This window comes from Streptomyces sp. NPDC005955 (genome assembly GCF_042871255.1).
GTDB lineage: Bacteria > Actinomycetota > Actinomycetes > Streptomycetales > Streptomycetaceae > Streptomyces.
This window is the reverse complement of record NZ_JBIAIF010000007.1, coordinates 112,682-135,616: the sequence shown is the minus strand read 5'-3', so window position 1 is coordinate 135,616 and position 22,935 is coordinate 112,682. Positions and strand designations below refer to the sequence as shown.

At 71.7% G+C, this 22,935-nt stretch carries 21 protein-coding genes; 11 read left to right on the top strand and 10 right to left on the bottom strand.

Translation table 11 applies throughout. From position 1 onward, the window contains the following. Positions 1-56: 56 nt before the first annotated feature. The 3 genes from ACFYOU_RS19010 (at position 57) to rarD (ending at position 4,312) form a co-directional block, all read left to right on the top strand. Positions 57-2,012 (top strand): 2-oxoacid:acceptor oxidoreductase subunit alpha, encoded by a 1,956-nt coding sequence (locus ACFYOU_RS19010; protein ID WP_391306973.1) that lies wholly within the window; start codon positions 57-59, stop codon positions 2,010-2,012. Beyond that, on the top strand, positions 2,005-3,084 hold the full coding sequence (locus ACFYOU_RS19005) for a 2-oxoacid:ferredoxin oxidoreductase subunit beta (RefSeq protein WP_389770986.1): 1,080 nt from the start codon (positions 2,005-2,007) through the stop codon (positions 3,082-3,084). Before ACFYOU_RS19010 ends, ACFYOU_RS19005 begins: the two co-directional genes overlap by 8 nt. A 343-nt stretch (positions 3,085-3,427) precedes the next feature. Then, on the top strand, positions 3,428-4,312 hold the full coding sequence (gene rarD / locus ACFYOU_RS19000; RefSeq protein WP_391307246.1) for an EamA family transporter RarD: 885 nt from the start codon (positions 3,428-3,430) through the stop codon (positions 4,310-4,312). Here the strand turns inward: rarD and ACFYOU_RS18995 are convergent. Beyond that, positions 4,309-5,730 (bottom strand): MFS transporter, encoded by a 1,422-nt coding sequence (locus ACFYOU_RS18995; RefSeq protein WP_391307245.1) that lies wholly within the window; start codon positions 5,728-5,730, stop codon positions 4,309-4,311. The two genes, rarD and ACFYOU_RS18995, sit on opposite strands and share 4 nt — an antisense overlap. A 146-nt stretch (positions 5,731-5,876) precedes the next feature. Between ACFYOU_RS18995 and ACFYOU_RS18990 the strand changes: the two genes are divergently transcribed. Then, positions 5,877-6,326 carry a winged helix-turn-helix transcriptional regulator gene (locus tag ACFYOU_RS18990; protein ID WP_391306970.1) on the top strand — a complete coding sequence of 150 codons (450 nt, stop codon included), beginning with the start codon at positions 5,877-5,879 and terminating at the stop codon, positions 6,324-6,326. A 48-nt stretch (positions 6,327-6,374) separates the two neighbouring features. Here ACFYOU_RS18990 and ACFYOU_RS18985 read toward each other — a convergent pair whose 3' ends face one another. Beyond that, the gene (locus ACFYOU_RS18985) at positions 6,375-7,052 is read right to left on the bottom strand and encodes an ABATE domain-containing protein (RefSeq protein WP_391307243.1); all 678 of its coding nucleotides are present in this window, start codon (positions 7,050-7,052) and stop codon (positions 6,375-6,377) included. Between the two features lie 24 nt (positions 7,053-7,076). Here ACFYOU_RS18985 and ACFYOU_RS18980 point away from each other — a divergent pair, with 24 nt between their 5' ends. The 5 genes from ACFYOU_RS18980 (at position 7,077) to ACFYOU_RS18960 (ending at position 12,733) form a co-directional block, all read left to right on the top strand. Beyond that, positions 7,077-7,535 (top strand): VOC family protein, encoded by a 459-nt coding sequence (locus tag ACFYOU_RS18980; RefSeq protein WP_389768435.1) that lies wholly within the window; start codon positions 7,077-7,079, stop codon positions 7,533-7,535. Positions 7,536-7,686: 151 nt separating this feature from the next. Further along, the gene (locus tag ACFYOU_RS18975; RefSeq protein WP_389768437.1) at positions 7,687-8,643 is read left to right on the top strand and encodes a M28 family metallopeptidase; all 957 of its coding nucleotides are present in this window, start codon (positions 7,687-7,689) and stop codon (positions 8,641-8,643) included. A 254-nt stretch (positions 8,644-8,897) separates the two neighbouring features. Beyond that, positions 8,898-9,965: an iron ABC transporter substrate-binding protein gene (locus ACFYOU_RS18970; RefSeq protein WP_385496018.1), complete on the top strand. Its 1,068-nt coding sequence runs from the start codon at positions 8,898-8,900 to the stop codon at positions 9,963-9,965. A 151-nt stretch (positions 9,966-10,116) separates the two neighbouring features. Next, complete coding sequence (locus ACFYOU_RS18965; protein WP_391307242.1) at positions 10,117-11,634, top strand: ABC transporter permease subunit; 1,518 nt, start codon at positions 10,117-10,119, stop codon at positions 11,632-11,634. A 25-nt stretch (positions 11,635-11,659) separates the two neighbouring features. After that, positions 11,660-12,733, top strand: coding sequence for an ATP-binding cassette domain-containing protein (locus tag ACFYOU_RS18960; RefSeq protein WP_391306967.1), 1,074 nt, complete (start codon positions 11,660-11,662; stop codon positions 12,731-12,733). A gap of 9 nt (positions 12,734-12,742) precedes the next feature. Here the strand turns inward: ACFYOU_RS18960 and ACFYOU_RS18955 are convergent, their stop codons facing one another. From ACFYOU_RS18955 to ACFYOU_RS18945, 3 genes are all read right to left on the bottom strand, one after another. Continuing rightward, positions 12,743-13,678, bottom strand: a complete 936-nt coding sequence (locus ACFYOU_RS18955) for an ABC transporter permease subunit (protein ID WP_391306965.1) — start codon at positions 13,676-13,678, stop codon at positions 12,743-12,745. Then, entirely contained in the window at positions 13,665-14,639 is a 975-nt protein-coding gene (locus ACFYOU_RS18950; protein WP_391307240.1) for an ATP-binding cassette domain-containing protein, read from the bottom strand. The genes ACFYOU_RS18955 and ACFYOU_RS18950 overlap by 14 nt, the downstream gene beginning before the upstream one ends. A gap of 91 nt (positions 14,640-14,730) precedes the next feature. Continuing rightward, on the bottom strand, positions 14,731-15,675 hold the full coding sequence (locus ACFYOU_RS18945) for an alpha/beta fold hydrolase (RefSeq protein WP_391306964.1): 945 nt from the start codon (positions 15,673-15,675) through the stop codon (positions 14,731-14,733). Between the two features lie 193 nt (positions 15,676-15,868). On the opposite strand from ACFYOU_RS18945, the gene ACFYOU_RS18940 reads away from it, so the two are divergent. Then, entirely contained in the window at positions 15,869-16,816 is a 948-nt protein-coding gene (locus ACFYOU_RS18940; protein ID WP_391306962.1) for a WYL domain-containing protein, read from the top strand. A 105-nt stretch (positions 16,817-16,921) separates the two neighbouring features. Here ACFYOU_RS18940 and ACFYOU_RS18935 read toward each other — a convergent pair whose 3' ends face one another. The 5 genes from ACFYOU_RS18935 to ACFYOU_RS18915 all read right to left on the bottom strand — a co-directional run bounded on the left by ACFYOU_RS18935 (position 16,922) and on the right by ACFYOU_RS18915 (position 22,084). Next, the gene (locus ACFYOU_RS18935) at positions 16,922-18,196 is read right to left on the bottom strand and encodes a sigma-E factor regulatory protein RseB domain-containing protein (protein WP_391306960.1); all 1,275 of its coding nucleotides are present in this window, start codon (positions 18,194-18,196) and stop codon (positions 16,922-16,924) included. Between the two features lie 265 nt (positions 18,197-18,461). After that, a complete protein-coding gene (locus ACFYOU_RS18930) occupies positions 18,462-19,472 on the bottom strand; it encodes a polyprenyl synthetase family protein (protein WP_391306958.1) in 1,011 nt (336 codons plus the stop codon). A gap of 442 nt (positions 19,473-19,914) precedes the next feature. After that, complete coding sequence (locus ACFYOU_RS18925; protein ID WP_391306956.1) at positions 19,915-20,790, bottom strand: Cof-type HAD-IIB family hydrolase; 876 nt, start codon at positions 20,788-20,790, stop codon at positions 19,915-19,917. A gap of 414 nt (positions 20,791-21,204) precedes the next feature. Then, the gene (locus ACFYOU_RS18920) at positions 21,205-21,495 is read right to left on the bottom strand and encodes a DUF4287 domain-containing protein (protein WP_391306954.1); all 291 of its coding nucleotides are present in this window, start codon (positions 21,493-21,495) and stop codon (positions 21,205-21,207) included. A gap of 40 nt (positions 21,496-21,535) precedes the next feature. After that, positions 21,536-22,084 (bottom strand): dihydrofolate reductase family protein, encoded by a 549-nt coding sequence (locus tag ACFYOU_RS18915; protein WP_391306952.1) that lies wholly within the window; start codon positions 22,082-22,084, stop codon positions 21,536-21,538. 120 nt (positions 22,085-22,204) lie between these two features. On the opposite strand from ACFYOU_RS18915, the gene ACFYOU_RS18910 reads away from it, so the two are divergent. Then, positions 22,205-22,831, top strand: a complete 627-nt coding sequence (locus ACFYOU_RS18910) for a TetR/AcrR family transcriptional regulator C-terminal domain-containing protein (protein ID WP_391306951.1) — start codon at positions 22,205-22,207, stop codon at positions 22,829-22,831. The last annotated feature ends 104 nt before the right edge of the window (positions 22,832-22,935 follow it).

Here is a 22,935-nt window from a genome sequence, read left to right as displayed (position 1 = left end):
GGAAGACCGGTGTGCTGGTCCTTCCCGAAGAGCCGCGCCGAGGGAGGTCCAGTTCAGTGACCAGCCAGGTCAGTAGCCCAGCCGAGCCAGCCGACGGGACCGTCGTGGAACACGTGGGCGAACAGCGCACACCGCCGACCGGATCGCCGGGTGGTGAGAAAGAGGTCCGCAAACTGGACCGGGTGATCATCCGCTTCGCCGGTGACTCGGGCGACGGCATGCAGCTGACGGGTGACCGCTTCACTTCGGAGACGGCGTCGTTCGGCAACGACCTGTCGACGCTGCCGAACTTCCCCGCCGAGATCCGCGCGCCCGCAGGCACCCTGCCGGGCGTGTCGTCGTTCCAGCTGCACTTCGCCGACCACGACATCCTGACCCCGGGCGACGCGCCCAACGTGCTCGTCGCGATGAACCCGGCCGCGTTGAAGGCGAACATCGGTGACGTCCCGCGGGGCGCCGAGGTCATCATCAACACGGACGAGTTCACCAAGCGGGCCATGCAGAAGGTCGGGTACGACACGTCCCCGCTGGAGGACGGTTCGCTGGACGGCTTCAGCGTCCACCCGGTGCCGCTGACCACGCTGACGGTCGAGGCCCTGAAGGAATTCGACCTGTCGCGCAAGGACGCGGGCCGCAGCAAGAACATGTTCGCGCTGGGGCTGCTGTCCTGGATGTACCACCGCCCGACCGAGGGCACCGAGAAGTTCCTGAAGTCGAAGTTCGCCAAGAAGCCGGAGATCGCGGCGGCGAACATCGCGGCGTTCCGCGCCGGCTGGAACTTCGGCGAGACCACCGAGGACTTCGCGGTCTCCTACGAGGTCGCCCCCGCGTCGAAGGCGTTCCCGACCGGCACCTACCGCAACATCTCCGGCAACCTCGCCCTGTCCCTCGGGCTGGTCGCCGCCGGTGAGCTGGCGGACCTGCCGCTGTACCTCGGCTCGTACCCCATCACCCCCGCCTCGGACATCCTGCACGAGCTGTCCAAGCACAAGAACTTCGGCGTGCGGACCTTCCAGGCCGAGGACGAGATCGCCGGCATCGGCGCGGCCCTGGGCGCGGCGTTCGGCGGCTCCCTCGCCGTCACCACGACCTCGGGTCCGGGGGTGGCGCTCAAGAGCGAGGCGATCGGCCTCGCGGTCTCCCTGGAACTGCCGCTGGTGATCGTGGACATCCAGCGCGGCGGCCCCTCCACCGGCCTGCCCACCAAGACGGAACAGGCCGACCTGCTCCAGGCGATGTACGGCCGCAACGGCGAGGCCCCGGTGCCGATCGTGGCGCCGCAGACGCCGGCGGACTGCTTCGACGCGGCGATCGAGGCGTCGCGCATCGCGTTGGAGTACCGCACACCCGTGTTCCTGCTCAGTGACGGCTACCTCGCCAACGGGTCCGAGCCCTGGCGCATCCCGGAGACCGGCGAGCTGCCCGATCTGCGGGTCCAGTTCGCCACCGGCCCGAACCACACGCTGGAGGACGGCACCGAGACCTTCTGGCCGTACAAGCGCGACCCCGAGACGCTGGCCCGACCCTGGGCGGTCCCGGGCACGCCGGGCCTGGAACACCGGATCGGCGGCATCGAGAAGCAGGACGGCACGGGCAACATCTCGTACGACCCGGCCAACCACGACTTCATGGTGCGCACCCGGCAGGCGAAGATCGACGGGATCGCGGTGCCGGACCTGGAGGTCGACGACCCCTCGGGCGAAGCGAAGCTCCTGGTGCTGGGCTGGGGCTCCACGTACGGGCCGATCACGGCGGCGGCGCGGCGGCTGCGGACGGCCGGCGAGCACGTCGCCCAGGCGCACCTGCGGCACCTCAACCCGTTCCCGCGGAATCTGGGCGAGGTCCTGGCGCGTTACGACAAGGTGGTGATCCCCGAGATGAACCTCGGCCAGCTCGCCACCCTGGTCAGGGCCAGGTACCTGGTCGACGCCCGGTCCTTCACCCAGGTCACGGGGCTGCCGTTCAAGGCCGAGCAGCTCGCCACGGTTCTCAAGGAGGCCATCGATGGCTGACGTCACCACCGAAGGCCCGGGGGGCATCAAAGCGCTCTCCCTGGTCCCGAAGGCCACCGCCAAGCAGTCCATGAAGGACTTCAAGTCGGACCAGGAGGTGCGCTGGTGCCCCGGCTGCGGTGACTACGCGGTCCTGGCGGCGGTCCAGGGCTTCATGCCGGAGCTGGGGCTGGCCAAGGAGAACGTGGTCTTCGTCAGCGGCATCGGGTGCAGCTCCCGTTTCCCGTACTACATGAACACGTACGGGATGCACTCCATCCACGGCCGGGCGCCCTCCATCGCCACCGGGCTCGCCTCCTCGCGGCAGGACCTGAGCGTCTGGGTGGTGACCGGTGACGGCGACGCGCTGTCGATCGGCGGCAACCACCTGATCCATGCGCTGCGGCGCAACGTGAACCTGAAGATCCTGCTGTTCAACAACCGGATCTACGGCCTCACCAAGGGCCAGTACTCGCCGACCTCCGAGGTCGGGAAGATCACCAAGTCGACGCCGATGGGTTCGCTGGACGCGCCCTTCAACCCGGTGTCGCTGGCGGTCGGCGCCGAGGCGTCGTTCGTGGCGCGGACGGTGGACTCCGACCGTCAGCACCTGACGAGCGTGCTGCGGGAGGCCGCCGCCCACCCCGGTACGGCCCTGGTGGAGATCTACCAGAACTGCAACATCTTCAACGACGGCGCCTTCGAGGTCCTGAAGGACCGCCAGCAGGCCCTGGAGGCCGTGATCCGGCTGGAGCACGGCCGGCCGATCCGGTTCGGCGTGGACGACGCCAAGGGCGTGGTCCGGGACGGTCTGACCGGTGACCTCAAGGTGGTGGACGTCACCGAGGAGAACCAGAGCCAGATCCTCGTGCACGACGCGCACAACCCGTCGCCGACCACCGCCTTCGCCCTGTCGCGGCTCGCGGACCCGGACACCCTGCACCACACCCCCATCGGCGTCTTCCGTTCGGTGGACCGCCCGGTCTACGACACCTTGATGGCGGACCAGCTCGACGCCGCGGTGGAGCGGTACGGCAAGGGCGACCTCAGCTCGCTGCTCACCGGGGGCGACACCTGGACGGTCGTCGGCTAGTCCCCGACCGACCCCCGACCCGGGCCCGGGGTGCGGAACGTACGGCGTACGTTCCGCACCCCGGGCCTTCGGCGTACCGGGGCACCGACGGCTGTCATGACCGTATGCCGGTACGGGCATGACAGCCGGGGGTGGCCGGCGCTACCGTCGGGGAACGCGCGCGCCGACCGGGGTGCGACCGTGGCGAGGAGGAGCCTTGGCGGCGTCGGAAGCGGGAACCGCCGGGACGGTCCCCACCGTGGCGGCGGGCCCGCCGACCCCGGGCGCGGCGGGCGGCGGCCGCACGACGGACCGGCCGCGCGGCGGCCCGCAGCAGGGCCGGCCGGCCCGCGGCGAAACGCGCATCGGGCTGTTGAACGGGGTCGCCGCGTACGGCATGTGGGGACTCGTCCCGCTGTTCTGGCCGTTGCTCAAGCCCACCGGGGCGGTGGAGATCCTCGCCCACCGGATGGTGTGGTCACTGGTCGCGCTCGCCCTCGCCCTGCTCGTCGTCCGGCGTTGGGCGTGGATCGGGACGCTGCTGCGCCAGCCCCGGAAGCTGGCGCTGATAGCGGTCGCGGCGATCCTCATCGCCGTCAACTGGGGCGTGTACATCTGGGCCGTCAACACCGGGCACGTGGTGGAGGCGTCGCTGGGCTACTTCATCAACCCGCTGGTGACCATCGCCATCGGGGTGCTGCTGCTGAAGGAACGGTTGCGGCCCTGGCAGTGGGTGGCGGTCGGCACGGGGCTCACGGCCGTCGTGGTGCTCGCCGTCGGGTCCGGCCGGCCGCCGTGGATCTCGCTCTGCCTGGCGTTCTCGTTCGCCGTGTACGGGCTGGTGAAGAAGAAGACGGGACTCGGCGGGCTGGAGTCGTTGGCCGCCGAGAACGCCGTCCTGTTCCTGCCGGGCCTCGCGTACCTGGTGTGGCTGGGCTCCCGGGGCGAGGGGACCTTCGGCACCGAGGGCGTGGGGCACGCCGCGCTGCTCATGGCCACCGGAGTGGTGACCGCCGTGCCCCTGGTGTGCTTCGGGGCGGCGGCGATACGGGTTCCGCTGTCGACGTTGGGCCTGCTCCAGTACCTGGCGCCGGTGTTCCAGTTCGGGCTCGGGGTGCTGTACTTCCGGGAGGCCATGCCGGTGGAACGGTGGGTCGGCTTCGGTCTGGTCTGGGCGGCCCTGTCGATCCTCACCTGGGACGCGGTCCGCACCGCCCGCGGAGCCCGCAAACGGCTCGCCCCGGGTTAGGCGGGCGCGGCCAGCCGTTCGTCCCGCGGGGCGGGTGCACCGGCGGACGGTGCCTTCGGCGGACGGCTCCGGTGCACCCCGTACAGCGCGAGGGCCAGCCCGACCAGGGCCATGCCCAGCGGCACCGTGAGCGCCCAGCGGAACGCGCCGAGCCGTGCGTCCCCGCCGGCGAGCCCGTACACCGCGGTCACCGAGGAGATGCCGATGGCCGAGCCGAACTGCACGCAGGTGGTGAGCAGTCCCCCGACCAGCCCCTGTTCCGAGGAGTCGACGCCGTCGGTCGCCGCGACGGTCAACGGCCCGAAGACGAAGGCGAAGGCGATCCCGGTCATCAGCAGCCCCGGGAACATCGCCGCGTACGACCAGTCGCTCCCGATCCGCAGCGCCAGCCCGTAGGAGAGGGTCGCGAGGACGAACCCGCCGAGCACCACCCGGGCGGTGCCGAACCGGCGCACCAGCACCGGGGTGAGCGTCGGGGCGAGGAGCGCGTCCACGCCCATCGCGATCAGGGCGAACGCCGTCCGGAGCGTGGACCAGCCGCGCAGTTCCTGGAGGTAGAGGGTGAGCACGAACTGGAAGCCGAAGAAGGAGCCGACGAACAGCAGGGCGCCCAGGTCGGCCCGGACCATCGCGGCCCGGCGGAAGATCCCCAGCCGGACCAGTGGACGGGCCGCGCGCCGCTCCACCCGGACGAACACCACCGCGCTCAGGGCGCCCACGGCCAGCACCGCCACGGTCAGCGGCCACCCGTGGAACCCGTGCTCGAAGCGGACCACCCCGTAGGCGGTCAGCAGCATCGCCCCGGCCGCCGTGACCGCGCCGAACACGTCGAAGGACCCGGTGCCCCGCGGCGGGCGCGGGGGGTCGACGGGGACCAGCCAGAGCGCCGCGGCCAGCAGCACCACCGCGAACAGGACGGGCGCGAAGAACACCCACCGCCACCCCAGCGCGGTGAGCAGCCCACCGGTCACCAGACCGAGGGAGAAACCCGCGGCGTTGGCCCCGGCGTAGATCATCAGCGCTCGGGTGCGCGCCGGACCCTGCGGGTACGAGGTGGTGATCAGCGAGAGGGCCGCCGGGGTCATGAACGCGGCGGCGACCCCGGTCACGAAACGCGCGGCGACGAGCATCCAGCCGTCCGTGGCGAGGCCGCCGAGTCCGGAGAAGGCGACGAAGACGGTGAGCCAGAGCAGGAACATCCGGCGCCGACCGAGTAAGTCCGCCGCGCGCCCGCCGAGCAGGGTGAAGCCCGCGTACCCGAGGACGTAACCGCTCATGACCCAGGCCGCCGTGCCGGTGCCGAGACCGAGGTCGGCGCGGATCGTGGGGACCGCCACCCCGAGCATGGCGACGTCGGCGCCCTCCAGGAAGATCGTTCCGCAGAGCACGAGCAGGAGGGCCCAACTCCGTCTGCTCATCCGGGGGGTGGTCTCCGCGCCCATGGCGGGGCTCCTTCGAGGGGTCGCTGTGCCGCGCACCCGTCGGGGCACGTCCGGTCGGGTTACCGGCGTGAGGGTCAGTTCCCTCTTGTAACCACCTTGATCGTGCGGCACCCTCGGGAGTTGTGGAAGAGGGCACTTCGAAGTCACCGAGTAACCCGGGCGGCACCGTGGGCGGCGCGCGCCCCGACCCCGATCCGTTCCAGTGGGACACCCGTGAGGACTGCGAGGTCCGGCAGATCCTGGACCGGATCGCCGACAAGTGGTCGCTGCTGGTCATCGCGCTGCTCGACGGGCACCGGATGCGGTTCACGGAACTGCGCCGGGAGATCGACGGCATCAGCCAGCGGATGTTGACGGTCACCCTGCGGCAGTTGGAGCGCGACGGCCTGGTGCTGCGCACGGTGTACCCGGTGGTGCCGCCGCGCGTGGAGTACGAACTGACGCCGCTGGGGCGCACCTTGCACCAGACGGTCCACCTGCTGGTGGAGTGGACCGAGGAGCACCGCACCGAGGTGGCCGCGGCCCGTGCCTCGTACGACGAGCGGGCCGCGGCGGAACAGGGCGACCGCTGACCCGTTGACGGTGCAGGGCGACCGCCGCCGCGGCGGGGCGCGCAGGGGTCACCGAGGGGCGGGCGGGGTCTGCCGTGCGCGGTGGGCGCGGACCTTGTGACGGTTCCCGCAGCGCTCCATGGCGCACCAACGGCGTCGACCGGGGCGGGAGGTGTCCACGAACAACAGGGAGCAGTTGTCCGTGGCGCACTCCCGGACGCGGTCGGCGTGCGGACCGGTGAACAGCTCGACGGCGTCCCGGGCGACGGTCGACAGGAGGTGGGGCGCGGTGGCGCCGGGGGCCCAACCGCGCTCGCCCCCGGGGGTGAAGCACACCACCAGGGGGGCGTGGGCCGCGGCGGCGTTGACGATCCGGTACGCGGCCGGGTCCGGCTGACGCCCGTTCACCCGGTCGGCGGCCAGGCCGTGGAGTGCGTCCCGCAGGGCGCGGGCGGCGGACAGGTCGCCCTCGGTGACGGAGAGGTCGAGGCCCCCGGGGAGGCGGCTCAGGGCGGCCCAGCGGATCAGGTCCGCCGGCTCGTGCAGCACCTCGAACCGGGCGAGCCAGCCCGGGCCGCCGGTGAGCAGCAGTTCCAGACAGAGCGCGCCGGGGTCGAAGCGGAAGGTCGTTCCGGCCCGGTCGCGCAGGGCGAGGCCGTCCCCCGGAGCGCGCCGCGGGGCACCCAACTGGAGTCCGCTCACCACTACTTCGGCCGTGGGGCCCTGGTCTTCGCTTGCCGTCTCCATCACCTAACCACTATAAGTGGTTACATGACCTCACGGACACTGCACTGGAAGCTCGTCGTCGACGCCGGAGACCCCCACGCCCAAGCCGCCTTCTGGGCCGCGGCCCTCGGGTACGAGATCGAGGACAACAGCGCCCTCATCGAACGGCTGCTGGGGTTCGGAGCGGCGACCGAGGACCAGACCGTCGAGTCGGGAGGGCGCCGCGCCTGGCGGGACCTCATCGCCGTGCGGCACCCCGACGACCCGTTCGACGGGGACACCGGGACGGGACTCGGGCGGCGACTGCTGTTCCAGCGCGTACCGGAACCGAAGACCGTCAAGAACCGGCTACATATCGACGTGCACGCGCCAAGCGGGGAACGGGCGGCGGAGGAGGCGCGACTGATCGCCCTGGGGGCGTCGGTGCTGCGCCGGGTGACGGAACCCGCAGGTGGATGGGTACTGATGGCCGACCCGGAGGGGAACGAGTTCTGCCTGCACTGACGGACCGGCACCCCGGGCGCACGGGCCGGGTCCGCTTACCGGACGGTCCACCGTTATCCGAACACCAGTGTCCAAATAGCGCCCTTGAGGGAATCCCTCGTTCCGCTGACCATCGGGCTCCCCCGTCCCCACGGAATCCGGAGCCCCCACCATGCCCTCCACCCTCACCCGGGCCGCCGTCGCACGACGCGCCCTGACCGCCGCCCTCGCCGCCGGGGCCACCCTGCTGACCAGTGGTTTCGTCACCGGGACCGTCGCCGCTCCGAGAGTCGCGGCGCCCGACATCCCGGTGACCGCCCTCCAGGCCCATCTGACCCAGTTCCAGTCCATAGCCAACGCCAACGGCGGCAACCGGGCCCACGGCCGGCCCGGCTACCGCGCCTCGCTCGACTACGTGAAGGCCAAGCTGGACGCCGTCGGGTACACCACTTCCATCCGGAGCTTCACCTCGGGCGGGCGCACCGGCTACAACCTGATCGCCGACTGGCCGGGCGGCGACCCGAACCAGGTGGTCATGGCCGGGGCCCACCTCGACAGCGTCGCCGCGGGCGCCGGCATCAACGACAACGCCACCGGCTCGGCGGCCGTCCTGGAGACCGCGCTCGCCGTGGCGCGCACCCAGTACCGGCCCACCAAGCACCTGCGGTTCGCCTGGTGGGGCGCGGAGGAGTCGGGGCTGGTCGGCTCCCGCACCTACGTGAACGGGTTGTCGGCGGCGGACCGCTCCGTCATCAAGGGCTATCTGAACCTCGACATGGTCGGCTCCCCCAACCCGGGCTACTTCGTCTACGACGACGACCCCGTCATCGAGCAGACCTTCAAGAACTACTTCACCGGGCTCGGCGTCCCCACCGAACCGGAGACCGAGGGCGACGGCCGCTCCGACCACGCCCCGTTCAAGAACGTGGGCATCCCGGTCGGCGGACTGTTCACCGGCGCCAGCTACGCCAAGAGCGCCGCCCAGGCCGCCAAGTGGGGCGGGACCGCGGGGCTGGCCTTCGACCGCTGCTACCACCGGGCGTGCGACACCACCGCGAACGTCTCGGCGACCGCCCTCGACCGCAACAGCGACGCCCTCGCCCACACCCTGTGGGCCCTGTCCTCCTGACGGACCCCGGGCGGGAGCCGTCGCGCCGACGACGGCTCCCGCCCGGTCGGACCTCCCGCCCGGTCGGACCTCCCGCCCGGTCGGACCTCCCGCCCGGTCGGACCTCCCGCCGAGAACGAGCAGTATGACCAAAAACGACCAGCCACTGACCAAAAATTGACACTGAGGCAAGCCTCACCTATTCATTAGGGCGTCCGAAAACACGTTCCCGCAGGTCGTCGGTGCACCGGCCCCGGGTTGCTCAGGAGGCCCTCATGCGTCGCCCGCTCGTCCGTCGCGGTACCGCCCTAGCCCTTTCCGCCCTGCTCCTGCCCGCGCTCGCCGCCTGCGGTTCGAGCGACGGCGACGACAAGGCCGAGACCAAGAAGGGCGGCGACTCCCAGGCGAAGGCCGCGGACGAGCTGGTCATCTACTCCGGCCGCAACGAAGAGCTGATCGCCCCGATCATCGACAAGCTGGAGAAGGCCACCGGCACCAAGGTCGAGGTCCGCTACGGCGACAGCGCCGAACTCGCCGCCCAGATCCTCGAAGAGGGCAGCCGGACCAAGGCCGGACTCTTCTTCTCGCAGGACGCGGGTGCGCTCGGCGCGCTCTCCGGGGCCGGGCTGCTCGCCGACGCGCCGGCGAAGTCGCTGAAGAAGGTCGACAAGGCGTTCCGCGGCGCCGAGAACGACTGGGTCGGCGTCTCCGGCCGCTCCCGGGTGATCGCGTACAACCCGAAGCAGACCACCGAGGTCCCCGACAGCGTCAAGGAGCTCACCGAGCCGAAGTGGAAGGGCAAGGTCGGCTACGCGCCCACCAACGCCTCGTTCCAGGCGTTCGTCACCGGCATGCGCGTCCTGGAGGGCGACGCGGCCACCCTGAAGTGGCTGAAGGGCCTCAAGGCCAACGGCGCCAAGCAGTACGCCAAGAACGGCGCGATCCTCGACGCGGTGGACGCCGGTGAGGTCTCCCTCGGTCTGATCAACCACTACTACTGGTACGAGAAGGCCGCCGAGGTCGGTGCCGACAAGGTCAACGCGAAGATCCACTTCCTCCCCGGCGGCGACCCGGGCGCACTGATCAACGTGGCCGGCGTCGGAGTCCTCAAGAACGGCAAGCAGCAGGCCGCCGCCGGGAAGGCCGTCGACTACCTGCTCTCCGCCGAGGCGCAGAAGTACTTCGCCGAGGAGACCAAGGAGTACCCGCTGGCCTCCGGCGTGACCTCCACCGTGAAGGACCTGCCCCCGCTCGCCTCCCTGGACGCCCCGGAGATCGACCTCGGTGAGCTGGAGTCGCTCCAGAAGACCCTGGAGATGCTCAAGGAAGCCGGGCTGGTCTGACGGCCGCACGGCAGGAACACCGGACTCCACGGTGAACGACAGCGTGACCGCGCGGACCGCCGCGCGGGAGCGGGGCGCCGCTCCGCCGCACCCGGACGGACCGTCCCGGGCGCGGCGGGGCGGCTCCGCCCGTTCCTCGGCCCCCGGCTCCGTGCTCGCCGCCGCCCGGCGACGGACGCCGCCGCTCGTCCTGCTGCTGCCCGCCACCGCCGCGGCGCTCGTCGCCCTGCTCCCGCTCGGCTACCTCGGGGTGCGCGCCCTGGAACGGGGGTGGGGCTTCGCCTGGGACATCGTGTCCGAACAGCGCACCCTCGAACTCCTCGGCCGCAGCCTCGGGCTGACCGCGATCGTGGTGGGCGCGTCCCTGGTGCTCGGGATCTCCCTGGCCTGGCTGACCGTGCGCACCGATCTGCCCGGCCGCAAGGCGTGGGCGGTGCTCGCGACGCTGCCGCTCGCCGTGCCCAGCTACGTCGCGGCGTTCACCTGGATCTCCGCGGCGCCCTCGCTCGCGGGGCTGACCGGGGCGTCGATCACCCTGACCTTCGCCTGCTTCCCGTACGTCTACCTCCCGGTGGCCGCGGTGCTGCGGGGCATCGACCCGGCGCAGGAGGAGGCGGCGCGGTCGCTGGGCAGCGGCGCACTGGGAGCCTTCCTCAAGGTCACCCTCCCGCAGCTGCGCCCCGCGGCGGCCGGCGGCGCGATCCTCGTGGCGCTGTACGTCCTGTCGGACTTCGGTTCGGTGTCGATCACCCGCTACGACACCTTCACCCGGGCCATCCACACCTCGTACCAGGCGAGCTTCGACCGCACCCCGGCCGCCGTGCTCGGCTGCGTGCTGGTCGCCATGACCGTGCTGCTGGTCCGGGCGGAGAACCGCACCCGGGGCCGGGCCGGGCACGCCCGCACCGGCCGGGGCAGCGCCCGACCACCGGTCCGACTGCGGCTCGGCGCCTGGACCGCTCCCGCACTCGTCTGGTGCACCGCCGTCGCCGGCGCCTCCGTCGCCTTCCCGCTGGCGACCCTCGGCTACTGGCTCACCGTCGGCAACTCCGGCTTCGACGGGGAGAAGTTCTGGCCCGCGGTGCTCGCCACCCTCGGCGTCGCCGCCGTGGGCGCCACCGTCACCACCCTGCTCGCCCTCCCGGTCGGGGTGCTGTCGGCCCGCTACCGGGGGCGCCCCGCCCGACTCCTCGAACAGTCCGTGTACGCGGGGCACGCCGTCCCCGGGATCACCGTCGGACTGGCCCTGGTGTTCTTCTCCATCCGGTACGCCTATCCGCTGTACCAGGAGTTCCCGCTGCTCATCGTCGCGTACGTGGTGCTGTTCCTGCCGGTCGCCGTCGCCTCGGCCCGCGCCGCGGTGCTCCAGGCGCCGCCCGTGCTGGAGGACGTGGCCCGCTCGCTGGGCCGCAGCCCCCTCCAGGTGCTGCGGGAGGTCACCGTGCCGCTCGCCGCACCCGGCATCGGGGCGGGCGCGGCCCTCACCTTCGTCGTGATCATGAAGGAACTGCCCGCGACGCTGCTGCTGCGACCCACCGGCACGGACACCCTCGCCACCCGGCTGTGGACCGAGACCGGCGCCGGCGCCTTCGCCGGCGCCGCGCCCTACGCCGCGGCCATCGTGCTGCTCGCCGCCGTCCCCTCCTACCTCCTCGGAAGGCGCTCATGACCTCCGCCCCGCTGGGCAGGCCCCTGTGACCGGGCTGCGCATCACCTCGGTGTCCAGCTCGTACGGACCGGGCGACCCGGTGCTCGACGGGGTGGACCTCACCGTGCCCGAGGGCGAGGTCGCGGCCCTGCTCGGCCCCTCCGGCTGCGGCAAGACGACGCTGCTGCGGGTGATCGCCGGGTTCCTCGATCCGGACGCCGGTGAGGTCTCGGTCGGGGGCCGGACCGTGAGCGGACCGGGCGTACGGATACCGCCGGAGCGGCGCGGGATCGGCCTCGTCGCCCAGGAGGGGGCGCTGTTCCCGCACCTGAGCGTGGCACGGAACGTCGCCTTCGGGCTGCGCGGTGCCCCCCGCGACGAACGGCGGTCACGCACCGCCGAGATGCTGGAGCTGGTGGGGCTCGGGGACTTCGGCGAGCGGATGCCGCACGAACTGTCCGGCGGACAGCAGCAGCGGGTGGCACTGGCCCGGGCCCTCGCGCCGCGCCCCGCGCTGGTCCTGCTCGACGAGCCGTTCAACGCGCTCGACAGCGGGCTGCGGGCGGGACTGCGCTCCGACGTCCGGACGGCGCTCCGGGCCGCCGGGGCCACCGCGCTGTTGGTCACCCACGACCAGGAGGAGGCCCTGTCCTCGGCGGACCGGGTCGCCGTGCTGCGGGCCGGCCGGGTCGTGCAGTGCGCGCCTCCCGAGGAGTTGTACGCCCGCCCCGCCGACCCGTGGGTGGCGTCCTTCGTCGGGGCGGCCGTACGGCTGCCCGGCACGCTCGACGCGAACGGTGCCGGGGGCGGGGCCGGGCGGGCGGTCACCGCGCTCGGACCCGTCACGGTCACCGACCCGGACGCCGGGGCAGCCGAGCGGGTCGGCACGGTCGTCCTGCGCCCGGAGCACCTGCGCCTGGTGCCGTCCGCGGAAGCCGGGCCGGACACCCCGACGGGACGGGTCACGGAGGTCCGCTTCCACGGGCACGACGCGCTGGTCCTCGTCGCCGTCGCGCAGGCGGGCACGGTCACCGTACGGGTGCCCGGCCCCGTCGCGGTGCGCTCCGGTGACGTGGTGGGCGTACGGGTCACCGGGGACGGCACCTTCCACCGCGGGTGACGGGGGCCGTTACGTCGTGACGTCCTTCGTGGTGAACCGTGCCCACGCCGCCGACCCGAACACCGCCGCGTACAGGGCCTGCACGCCGAGGTTGCGGACGATGTCGTCCCAGTACACCGGGGCGCGCATCACATCGGCGAACGACAACCAGTGGTGCGAGAACAGATACGGGTGCAGCACGTCCAGTTGGGGGATCTGGTCCAGGATCTGCACGGTGATCAGCAGCCCGACGGTGGTCGCCATCGCGGCGATCCCGCTGCTGGTGAGCGTGGAGACGAACAGCCCCAGCGCGGCGACCCCGAGCAGGGACACCGCGACGAGCAGCGCGATGAACACCGCCCGGGCCAGACCCTCGGCGAACCCGATGCGGGTGCCCGAGATGGTGGTGACCTCGCCCAGCGGGAACAGCAGCGCCCCGACCGCGAGTGCCGACACGGCCACCACCAGGGTCGCCACCAGGCAGAACGTCATCGTCGTCGCGTACTTGACCAGCAGCAGTCGGCTCCGGCCCGCCGGTGCGACGAGCAGGTAGCGCAGGGTGCCGGCGCTCGCCTCGCCCGCGATCGCGTCCCCCGCGACCACGCCGACCGCCATGGGCAGGAAGAACGGCAGGGTCGCGGCGAGTCCCGCGAACACCAGGAACAGCCCGTTGTTGGTGACCTGGGCGAGGAAGGCCGGGCCCGCCTCCCCGGAGCCGCCGCCCGCCGTGGAGCCGCCGCCCGTCTCCACCCGGATCGCGATGCCGATCAGGATCGGCACCGCCGCGAGCACGGCCAGCAGGGCGAGGGTGCGCCAGCGCCGGAACGTGGTGCTCAGTTCGGACCGCAGCAGCCCGAACGTCCAGGTCCACCGGGCGGTGCGCTCCCCCGGCACCGCGCCGGTCGCGGGGGTCGTGCCGGTCGTGCCGGTCGTGGGGGTCGTGGGGGTCGTTTCACTGGGCGACATCGAAACCCTCCCCCGTGAGCGCGACGAACGCGTCCTCCAGCGAGCCCCGCTCGATCCCGAAACCCCGCACCCGTACGCCCGCCGCCACCAGCGCCGCGGTGACCTCCGCGGGGTCGCCCTCGGGGGGCTCCGCCAGCACCCGGTCCCCGTCGGCGGAAACGTCCGTGAGCCCCCGTTCCTTCAGCACCCGCACCGCCTCCCCCGGGTCGGGGGTGGTGACGACGAGTTGCCCGCGGGCGCCCGCGGCCAACTCCGCGACCGGGCCCTGGGTGATCAACCGGCCCCGGGCCATCACCGCCGCATGGGTGCACACCTGCTCGATCTCGTCGAGGAGGTGCGAGGAGAGGAACACCGTCGTCCCGTCCGACGCCAGCTCACGCACCAGGGCACGGATCTCCCGCATGCCCTGCGGGTCGAGGCCGTTGGTCGGCTCGTCCAGGACGAGGAGGCGGCGGGGCCGCAGCAGTGCCGCCGCGAGCCCCAGCCGCTGCTTCATCCCGAGGCTGTAGGCCCGGGCCCGTTTCCCCGCGGCGGCGGTGAGCCCCACCCGGTCCAGGGCGGCGCCGACCCGGGTCCGACGGGTACGGGGATCGGCGGTGGGATCCGCCGCGTCGTACCGCAGGAGGTTGTCCCGCCCGCTCAGGAAGCCGTACAGCGCGGGGCCCTCGATCAGGGCGCCCACCCGGGGCAGCACGGTGCGCGCGGCGCCGGGCATGGAGTGCCCCAGCACCTCGGCGGACCCCCCGGTCGGCTCGATCAGCCCCATCAGCATGCGGATCGTGGTGGTCTTCCCCGAACCGTTGGGGCCGAGGAACCCGAAGACGGTCCCCTCGGGCACGCTCAGGTCGAGCCGGTCGACGGCGAGTTGCCCGCCGCGGTACCGCTTGGTGAGACCCCTCGTCTCGATGACCACGCCCGGCGTCCCGTCGACACGTCCCCCGTCGACACGCGTCGCCTCGATCCGTTCCGTCACGCGCCCCACCTCCACCCCTGACGCTACCCGCCGCGCACGGGGTGTTGCCGGTCCCGCCGGGCCACCTGATCAGGAGCCGCTAGTCGGCATCCTGCTGTTCCAGCCACTTCGTCATCACCCGGTTCGTCTCTTCCGGCATTTCCTGCTGGATCCAATGACCGCAGTCCAGACTGACCACTTCCACCCGGGGCACGAACTCCGGCAGCCTTTCCGACTTCTGGATCTGGTCCCGGTCGCCGTAGATCATGAGCGTGGGCTGCCGGACGATCGGGTCCGCGTCCGCCAGCAAGTGCCAGTTGCGGTCGAGGTTCCGGTACCAGTTCACACTGCCCGTGAACCCGGTCGAGGCGAAAGCGGAAACGAAAACGGCCAGTTCGCCGTCGCTCATGACGGGATCACCGAGCGGCGTTTCCGCTCTGGCGAGATCGATCAGCGCCATACCCGGCTGAGGCTCCCTGGGGGGTTCGTTCTTCCGGTACAGATTGCGCAGGAACCGGAAGGTGTTCTCGTCGAACACGGCGTCCGCGACGCCCGGCTGCCGATTGAAGTGGACGAAGTAGAAGTCGCCGCCGAGCACGGCTTCCATGAGCTCGATCCAGGGCGTTTCTCCACGCTCCTGGTACGGCAGGCTCAGGTTGATCACCTTGTTCACCCGGTTCGGATGCAGCAGGCTCAGACCCCAGACGACCATGGCACCCCAGTCATGACCGACGAAGGTGGCGTCCTCGTACCCGTAGTGATCGAGCAGTGCGACGAGATCACCCGACAGGTGCGCGATGTCGTAGTCCGTCACTTCGGCCGGACGGGACGAATTGCCGTAGCCCCGCTGGTTCGGAACGATGACGTGGTAGCCCGCTGCGGCGAGGGCGGGAATCTGATGACGCCAGGAGAAGGCGTGCTCCGGCCAGCCGTGACAGAGCACGATGGGCTTTCCGGCGTTCTGCCGGCCCGCTTCGAAGACTTCCAGCTCCACACCGTTGACCGGAACAAGGGTGGGCTCGGGGAAATCAGCTGGATCGAACATGGCTTCGCCTCTCTTGCTTTTCGGGGTGATCGGGCTCGAACGGCGGAGCTTCCCGAAAAATGCGCCGATGCACCCCGGGTGGGCCGGGAGGACGATTCGGCTCTGGGCAATGGGGCTCGCCGTGAGGCCATGTCGCCATCCTGCCGACAAAACCGGCCACCCCATGACCGGTTTTCATGGAAGTGTCGTCAGCATGCGAACCGATCGGCTGGTGGCCGTCCTCCTCCTGCTGCAACGGCGCGGGCAGGTGACGGCGGCGGAGGTCGCCCGGGAGCTGGAGGTCTCCGAACGCACCGCCCGCCGCGACCTCGACGCCCTGGCCATGGCCGGGGTGCCCGTGTACTCCCTCCAGGGCCGCAGCGGCGGCTGGCGCCTCGTGGGCGGCGCCCGCACCGACCTGTCCGGGCTGACCGCCGGTGAGGCCCGCGCCCTGTTCCTGGTCGCCGGTCCGGCCTCGACCGCGACACCGGCCGTGAAGGCAGCACTGCGCAAGCTCGTCCAAGCCCTGCCGGAGCCCTTCCGGGTCCAGGCCGAGGCGGCAGCTTCGTCGCTGGTCACGGACCCGCAGCGCTGGGGGTCGAGCCGGATCGAACCGCGCCCGCCCCGCTTCCTCGACGCACTCCAGGACGCGGTGATCCGCGGCGTCCAGGTACGGCTCGGCTACGTCGACGGCACAGGCGCCGAAACCGAGAGGACCGTGCACCCGCTGGGCATCGTCGCCAAAGGCCCGTCGTGGTACCTCGTCTCCCACACCGAGTCCGGCCGGCGGACCTTCCGCATCGACCGCGTCTCGTCAGCCGAACCGACCGACGATCCCGTGCACCGGCCCGAAGACTTCGACCTCGCCGAGAGCTGGCACGAGATCGCCGACGAGATCGAGCGCAGGCGCGCACCCCTCGAAATCCAGGCGGTATGCGCACCCTCCGGGATGTACCTGCTCCGGATGATGCTCGGCAGCCGGCTCCAGGTGGGGGGTTCCACGACCGACGGCCGGATCGAGGTCCTGATCCGCGGCCACAACGAATACGCACTCGCCGGCGAGCTCGCCGGGCTGGTCGAATGGCTGGAGGTGACCGGCCCTCCAGGTGTGCGGGACCACCTGGCCGCGATCGGCACCGCGCTCGTCGAGCGGTACGGCTGAGGCCGTCCCCCGGTCTCGATCAGCCTGTGCGCCCCCTTGCAGGGGCGGGCTGCGGCGCGGCGCAGCGATCCCGCCGCGCCGCAACCCGCCCCCGGGCGTTGCGGCCTAGCGGTCGCTGTTGGCCGCCTTGACCAGCGCGTCCTTCGTCACGGCACCGACGTACACCGTGCCGTCGTCCGTCACCAGGGCGTTGATCAGACGCGTGGAGTACACCGTCCCCGAACCGAAGGAACCGGAGACCTCGTCCCCGAGGGAGTCGAGGAACTGCTGGGCCGCGCCCGCTCCTTCGTCTCCCCGGCCGGACTCGTCGGACGCGGCGGACCCACCGGGCTCACCGATCCGGGCGATGGTGCTCCAGCCCTCGCCGAGGGTCTTCGACCCCGCGCCGCTCTGGGCACTGCCGAGGCCGGGCAGCCCGAAGCCGTCGAACCGGCCCAGGTCCTCCGAGCCCTTGTCGTTCTTGGCGTCCGCCAGGTCGTCCGCCTCGGTGACCTCGGCACCCTTCGGCGGGGTGAAGTCGAACGTCGAGGCCGCGGGCTTGGCGAAGTCGACCTTGGTGAAGCTGACGTCGACGATCGCGCTGCCCCCGGATGCGGGCACCAGCGTGAACTTCAGCGGGACGCCGGTCTTCGCGTCCACCGCGATCTGCACCGAACCGACCGTGGAACCGGCCTGCTTCGGCTTGAGGACGAGCTTGTAGGCGTCCCGCCCGGCGACCCGGGAGCTGCCGTCCACCGTGACCGACGTGGTGTCGCCGGCCGCCTGGAGCACCTCGTCGGCGAACTCCTTCGGCGTGGCGGGCACGTCAGCGCCCCGCTTCGGGGCGTCCTCGCCGGGGGCGCCCGCGGTGACGTCCTTCGCGTGGAAGACCTGGTTGGAGCCGCTGTCGTAGGCCCAGACGTCACCCTCGTTCTGGATGAGGCTGTACTCGGAGCCCTTGCCCAGGATCGACAGCTTGGTGCGCTCGGGACCGTCGGCGGCGACGCGCAGCGTGTGCGTGCCCGAGGCGAGCTCCATCAGCTTGGACTGCGGGTCGGCCGAACCGCTGCCGCCCTCTCCCGCCTCCGGCACGAAGGAACTCAGCGCGTCACCGAAGTCGGGCAGTCCCAGGTCGGTGCTGATCTTCACCGTGCCGGACAGCTGTTCGGTGTCCGAGGCGGCGATCTTCTCGATGAGCTGCTGGGCGCTGATCTTCGGCAGGTCCGGATCGCCCGAGTCGGCGAGCGCGGGGACCAGGCCTATGGTCGCCGCCGCCACTCCCACGACCGTCACCGGGACGGCGTAACGGGCCGCCCGGCGGCGTCCCGCGCGGGGGCGTGCGGGGCGTGCGCCCGACTCGCTGTCCGCGCCGGAAGTCTTGTTGGATTCGTACGGTGCCATGTGTGCCCTACCTCCGTGGTCGGCGGCGACCTTCCGTATCCCTCTTGGGTCCACCCCGCGCCGCCATTCTCACTCGAACTGCTCAGGAGTGGTCTTCCCCCATGACACCAAACCGGAGGCGGTGGGGCGTCAGACCTCGGAGCCAACTTCACGTACTGCCCGGGTATGACATGAGCGGAGGAACCCTTACCCCTCCCGTAGGGGATGGGCCCGGGTCAGGGGCGGATCGAGGGGCCGGGCCACGGGGGGGGGAGCGCCGGGAGACTCAACCGGCGCGGTGCACCACGGCGTCACACAGTTCGACCAGCGCGGCCTTGGCATCGCACTCGGGTAGCGGGTCCAGGGCGGCGCGCGCGTCCTCGGCGTAGCGCACGGTGTCCTTGCGGGCGTGCTCCAGCGCGGGGTGCGCCCGCAACCGCGTCAGGGCCTCCCGGTGCCGGGCGTCATCGCTCAGGTCGGAGGCGAGGAGTTCGCACAGGGCGAGGTCGTCCGGGTCGCCGAGCCGCTCGGCGCGCTCCCGGAGCCGCAGCACGGGCAGGGTGGGGATGCCCTCGCGCAGGTCGGTCCCCGGCGTCTTGCCCGACTCGTGCGAGTCGGAGGCGATGTCCAGGACGTCGTCGGCGAGCTGGAAGGCGATGCCGAGCCGTTCGCCGTACTGCGTCAGCACGGTCACGACCGTCTCGTCGGCCCCGGACATCATCGCGCCGAAGCGGCCGGCCACGGCGATCAGGGAGCCGGTCTTGCCGCCGATCACGTCGAGGTAGTGCGCCACCGGGTCGCGCCCGTCCCGGGGGCCCGCGGTCTCCAGGATCTGCCCGGTGACCAGTCGTTCGAACGCCTCGGCCTGGATGCGGACGGCGTCCGGTCCCAGGTCGGCCAGGATGTGCGAGGCGCGCGCGAACAGGAAGTCGCCGGTCAGGACGGCCACCGAGTTGTCCCAGCGGTGGTTCGCACTGGGCACCCCGCGCCGGACGTCGGCCTCGTCCATCACGTCGTCGTGGTACAGCGTCGCCAGGTGCGTCAGCTCGACGACGACGGCCGCGGGCACCACCCCGGGCGAGTCGGGATCGCCGAACTGGGACGCCAGCAGTGCCAGCAGGGGGCGGAACCGCTTGCCCCCGGCGCGGACCAGGTGCTGGGCCGCCTCCGTGATGAAGGGCACCTCGCTCTTGGTGGCGTCGAGCAGCCCCTCCTCGACAGCAGCCAATCCGGCCTGGACATCGGCTTCGAGAGCCTGGTCCCGCACGCTCAGCCCGAAAGGCCCGACGACGGTCACGAGGGGGTCTCCTGTCTGCTGACGATCACTAGGTCGTACACATGGCTGGTCGATGTGTCGCTGCCCTCACTCAAGTCAGCGTATCCGGTCCCCTTTCGATCACTGTGAGCCCCCGCCCGCCCATGGCGGTCGGCACGCGATCGACGTTGCCGCGTTTTTGATCAGCTCATCTGATTTCACCCGAGATGGAGGAGAAACCACCGAAAGGCAGGAAAAGCCAGCTCCGGGACAAGGTTCCCATCCCCGCTCAACGCCCCCACCACCACCCCCGCCCAGCAACACCGAAAGATCGACGCACCCGATCAAGCGGCGCGGGGCCCAGCACGCGCCCGATCAAGGGGCGCGGGGAACTGCGCGAACCCCCAGCGCACCCCACAGGAACCACTCACGCGCAGCGAATCGCATCCGCCCAGGGCCAAGCACCCCGGCCCCCCGGCCCCGCTCAGGGCCGAGCACGCCCCGCCCGAGCCCGGGACCGCCCCTGACTCACGATCCCCGCCCGGAGGCCCGGCGCCACCCCGTAGAGCCGCTCCAGCACCACCGCGACCCCGTCGTCCTCGTTGGACACGGTGATCTCGTCGGCAACGGCCTTCAGGTCCTCGTGCGCATTGGCCATGGCGACCCCGTGGCCCGACCACAGGAACATGGGAATGTCGTTGGGCATGTCGCCGAAGGCGAGGGTCGCCGCCGGACCGGTGCCGAGCAGCGCCGCGGCCCGCGCCAGCGCGGTGGCCTTGGTGATGCCGAGCGGCTGGAGCTCCACCGCGCCGGGGCCCGCCATCGTGATGGTGACGAGGTCGCCGACGACCGCGCGGGCCGCGGCGGCCAACGCGTCCTCGGGGAGTCCGGGGCGATGGATCAGCACTTTGGTCAGCGGTCGGGACCACAGTTCGTCGCGGTGCCGGGCGCGCTCCCCCGACAGGGTCGGGTGGGTGACCGTGAACCCGGGCTCCATGAGCATCAGCCCGTCCGTGCCGTCCTGGTTGACCGCCGCGTACACGGAGCCGACCTCGGCCTCGATCTTGCCGAGCGCGACCTCGGCGACCTCCCGGTCCAGCGTGACCGACCAGACGATCCGCCCGGTGCCGGCGTCGTAGAGCTGGGCACCCTGACCGCACACCGCGAGCCCCTGGTGACCCAGTCCGCGCAGCACCGGCACGACCTGCGGAACGGGCCGGCCGGTGGCCACGATGTGCGTCGCGCCCGCCGCGACGGCAAGGGACAGGGCGGCGCGGGTGCGCGGCGAGAGGGAGTCGTCGTCGCGCAGCAGGGTGCCGTCGAGATCGGTGGCGATGAGGGCGAGTGCAAGTCCGGGCATGATCCCGAGAATACGGACGCCGCACGCCCAACGGGCCCACAGCGGCCAGGAGATGACCGGGAGGGGGTCGGTGCGGTAATGGAGTCTGACGGTATTTCAGGCTCCGTTCGGCCCCGGTGCCGTCCGCTCCCGAACACCCCTGCGTACGAAGCTCTCCATGCGCCCGTCTGTGCGAAGGCGGCCCGGGGGCACCGGCTGCGGCCCCGCACCGGCGACGGCGGGTCGGGGCGCCGCCCCGGCCGTGACCGACAGCCGGGGCACCGCCCCGTCGACGCACGCGCCGGGCCGAAACGCCCGCCGGCCGCAGGCGCCCGGAAGCCCGCCGCTCCCGCGGCACTTCTCGTTGGACGCCTACGGCCGGCGTGTCCCACCCGCCGTCACGGCTCACCGCCCCGATTCGGACGGGGAGCCGCCTCAGGAGGGGCGCGTCGCCTTGCCGTCCAACCAGAGGGTGTCGGAGTCGTCGCGGTGCGAGCCGGTCGTACCGACGTGCTTCGCGTCGATGCGCGGGCCGTTCTTGATCACGTGAACCAGCGCCATGCCGTGGCCGCGCCCCAGGCCGTAGTCCTCCTTGAGCCACGCGAGGATCGCTCCCGCCTTGGTGGACGGGGCGTCGAAGCCGCGCTCCTGCGCCAGGGCGATGAAGGCACGGGGGGTCAGTCCGGTCTTGGTCTCGATGGTGTCCAGGTACGCCTGAAACGACATGTGATCCTCTCCGATGGTTGAAGGGCGAAGGGCGGGCGGGTCAGGCGGGCTGGTAGGTCAGGTCCAGCACACCGGTGGAGAAGGTCGTCGAGGCGGTGAGGCGCAGGGGGACCCGGCCCGCGCCTTCGGGGAACAGGCGCATGCCGGTGCCGAGCACGATCGGGTGGACCATGAGCCGCAGTTCGTCCAGGAGACCCGCCTCCAGGAGGGTTCGGGTGAGGCTGATGCTGCCCGAGAGGTTGATGTTCCCACCGGGCTGCTGCTTGAGGTCCTTGAGGAAGGCGATGACGTCGCCGTCGATGACGGTGGTGTTGTTCCAGTCCGCCTCGGTCAGGGTGGTCGAGGCGACCAGCTTGCGGATGCCGTTCAGCGCGTCCGCCATCGGGCCGGTGCGCTCCGGCCAGACCGCGGCGAACGTCTCGTAGGTCAGACGTCCCATCAGCAGGGTGTCCGCCTCGGCCTGCAACTGGGCGAGAGCCGCGCCCATCTCCTCGTCCAGGTAAGGAAAGTGCCACTGCTCCGGCGCTTCCACCACTCCGTCCAGCGATATGAACAGCCCCGCCGCGATCTTGCGTCCCGTGGTCGTCATGACCAGTTCCCTCCGTTGACGTCGGCGTCCGGGTCGACCCGGCGCTAGTACTGGACCGTACAGTACTCACACGAGTACTGCACAGTCCAGTACTATTCCGAGGATGCCAAGGAGGCGGACATGCAAGGACCCGAGGACGGTCGCTCGGCCCGCAAGCGCAAGGCGATCATGGAGGCGGCCACCGAGCTGTTCCTGTGCAAGGGCTACCCAGGCACCAGCATGGACGAGATCGCCGCCACGGCCGCAGTGTCCAAACAGACCGTGTACAAGCAGTTCACGGACAAGGAGACGCTGTTCTCCGCCATCATCACCAACGCCAGCGGCAAGGTCGGCCCGTTCGTCGAGCTCGTCGACGCCCTGCGCGACACCGACGACCTCGACCGGGACCTGACCGAGCTCGCCCGGCGCTACATCACCACCGTCGTCGAACCCCGGGGGCTGCAACTGCGCAGGCTGCTCGTCGCGGAGGCCGACCACTTCCCCGAGGTGGCGGCCGACTACTACCGGCGCGCACCCGAGCGGACCATCGCCGCTCTGGCGGCCTGCTTCGAGCACCTCGCGGCGCGCGGGCTGCTGCGGTTGGACGATCCGCTGCTCGCCGCACGCCACTTCGCCTGGCTCATCCTGGCCATCCCCATGGACCGCGCCATGTTCTTCACCCGCGACGCCATCCAGAGCCAGGCCGAACTCGAACGGCTGGCCGATGAAGGGGTCCGCGTGTTCCTCGCCGCCTACGCGGACCGGTAGGCCGCGCAGGCCGATCGGCAGCCGGCCGGGCCCGGCGCCTCGATAGGCCGGGCCCGGCGCGTCGCACGGGGTGGTGCGGGTCGGGCACCGGTCGGGTGCACGGC